The organism is Trichlorobacter sp. (genome assembly GCF_030247655.1).
Classification (GTDB): Bacteria; Desulfobacterota; Desulfuromonadia; order Geobacterales; family Pseudopelobacteraceae; genus Trichlorobacter.
Map to the genome: position 1 here is coordinate 1 of NZ_JAOTRZ010000310.1, position 2,619 is coordinate 2,619.

A 2,619-nucleotide genomic window follows, 5' to 3' on the forward strand; every position below is an offset into this window, starting at 1 on the left:
TGGGGGTATGGCTCCCCGCATGCTGGAGCACTTCATTTACGACGCCCTGGAAGTTCCCACCGGGGTTATGATCGTGACCGGTCCCACCGGTTCCGGCAAGACGACCACACTCTATGGTTGCGTCAACCACTTAAACGATATCAACACCAGTATCATCACCGCAGAGGACCCGGTTGAATATGTGATTGATGGCATTTCCCAATGTTCAATCAACCCTAAAATTGGTGTCACCTTTGAAGAAACCCTGCGTCACATTGTACGTCAGGACCCTGATGTTATCGTTTTAGGTGAAATCCGTGATCAGTTTTCGGCAGAAGTGGCCATTCAGGCAGCCCTGACCGGCCACAAGGTTCTAACCACCTTTCACACTGAAGACTCCATTGGCGGCCTGATCCGACTGATGAATATGAACATAGAGGCATTTCTGATCTCATCCACGGTGGTCTGCATTGTAGCCCAGAGGCTTCTGCGCAGAGTCTGCCCGGAATGTGCGGAACCATACACCCCGACGCCTCTGGATCTCAGCCGTCTTGGGCTTTCTGCAACAGATCTGCAAGGTGCAGAATTCAAACTTGGGCGTGGCTGCAAAAACTGCAGGTTCAGTGGGTATCGTGGTAGAGTGGCGATATTTGAGCTATTGGTGATGAATGAGATGGTCAAGAATGCCATTCTGGATCACAAGAGCTCCTATGAAATTCGTAAAATAAGCGTTGAGACCTCTGGTATGGTAACCCTGATGGAAGACGGTCTGGTCAAAGGGGCTCGGGGACTGATATCAATGCAGGAAATTGTTACTGATCTGCCGCGCCTGGGTAAACCACGGCCACTGTATGAGTTACGCAGGATTCTGGGGGTACAACGATGACAACAGAAAAACCATTGATCCGGCTGATTCAGGACCGCCTGGAGGGAAACCTGCAGGAACTGCCGGTCTTTCATACCGTAGCAGTCAAACTGCAGCAACTACTCTCCACCCGCAGTTTTGAAATTGATGATGTGATCGAACTGATTGGCGAGGACCAGTCTCTGTCTGGCCGGGTGTTGAAGGTAGCCAATTCATCCTACTACGCTGGCCTGAACAAGATTGCCACCATCAAGGATGCAATCATCCGTCTTGGTGCCCAGGAAATTGCCAATATGGCCATGCTGGCATCCCAGTTTGAGTTCTACAATTCCCCTAATGAGACCCTGAACAAGCTTATGCAAAACCTGTGGGGGCACGCGCTGGCCTGTGCGGTGGGTGCAAAATGGATAACCCGCAAGGCAGGTTATCCCGGTATGGCATCAGAGGCCTTTATGGGGGGGTTGATGCACGATATTGGCAGTCTTGCTCTCCTGAAGGTGCTGGATGACATTCAGAAAAGCAAAGAAACCTCGGTACTGTTTTCCGATCAGCTGATCAGTGAGATTATTGAGGCGATGCACGAAGAGGTAGGCTATAACCTAATGAAGTTGTGGAACTTTCCTGACTTCTACTGCGACATTGCAAAAAACCACCACAGTGCTGAATTTGACCAATCAAACATCCTGCTGGTGTCGGTCCGGCTTTCTAATCTGGCTTGTAAAAAGCTTGGGAGATCACTGTACCCGCCAGATCCAACCATCTCAATTTTTTCAGCACCAGAAGCTCATTTTCTTGGATTAAAGGAGATCGCACTGGCTGAGTTGGAGATCATAATAGAAGATGCAGATGGCATCAGCATGGCGTAGCAGGCTTTTCTACTACCTTTTTTTCGTTCCTTTTTTCAAAAACCTGACAACCCCCTGATTGTGCTCGGCAAGTGTCCTTGAAAACTGGTGTGTTCCATTCTTGCGCGCCACAAAATACAGGTAGTCTGTCCTTGCTGGCTGAAGCACCGCCTGCAACGACTCCAATCCTGGATTACCAATGGGACCTACAGGTAAACCTTTAACCTTATAGGTATTGTATAAATTATTTATCTGCAGATCCTGCTTTGTTACCGTCCCGCCAAAGACCTTAACCCCGTAGATCGCAGTTGGATCACTCTGCAGCGGCATACCGATCCTCAAGCGATTCAAGAACACCGACGCTATCAACGGTTTTTCTTCTAAAGAAACCGCCTCCCGCTCAATAATTGAGGCAAGGATCACGACCTGATCAACTGACATTCCAGATGCATCAATCAACGTCTTTAAACCCTTTGTCTTATGTCGGAATGCCTGCACCATCTCAGTTACCAGGCCTGCTTCATCCATATGGAACCCTATCTGGTAGGTGCCGGGAAACAGGTAACCCTCTACTGTCTTCGAATTAATACCAAGTTCATTCAGCAGTTTACGGTCTGAACAGGCCTCTAGAAACGCTGCACGATCAAAAACACCTTGTTTCTGCAGCAGCTCAGCAGCCTGATAGATAGAATACCCCTCAGGAAGGGTAAACTTACAGGCATCGGTCTGCCCGTTAGCCAGTTTTTCAAGGATTTGCGATGGCACCATAGCGCCGGAAATACGATAATCGCCGGTCTGCATCCCACGATCCAGACCACGCAACCGGGCAACCAGTCGCAAATGCAGGCTGCTGCGGATCACCCCTGCCTGTTTCAACTCATTGGTCACACCGGCAAAACCGGCCCCTTTAGGCACGGCAAGGCCATATAT

At 49.6% G+C, this 2,619-nt stretch carries 3 protein-coding genes; 2 read left to right on the top strand and 1 reads right to left on the bottom strand.

Annotated features, from left to right (window positions below):
• Together OEL57_RS16095 and OEL57_RS16100 are read left to right on the top strand one after the other, a co-directional pair.
• Window positions 1–865, top strand: an 865-nt coding sequence (locus tag OEL57_RS16095) for a GspE/PulE family protein (protein WP_300741877.1), incomplete at its 5' end; no start/stop codon positions are given.
• The gene (locus tag OEL57_RS16100) at window positions 862–1,710 is read left to right on the top strand and encodes an HDOD domain-containing protein (RefSeq protein ID WP_300741878.1); all 849 of its coding nucleotides are present in this window, start codon (window positions 862–864) and stop codon (window positions 1,708–1,710) included. The genes OEL57_RS16095 and OEL57_RS16100, both read left to right, overlap by 4 nt.
• A gap of 12 nt (window positions 1,711–1,722) precedes the next feature.
• On the opposite strand, the gene mltG is transcribed toward OEL57_RS16100, so the two are convergent.
• Window positions 1,723–2,619, bottom strand: an 897-nt coding sequence (gene mltG, locus OEL57_RS16105) for an endolytic transglycosylase MltG (RefSeq protein ID WP_300741880.1), incomplete at its 5' end; no start/stop codon positions are given.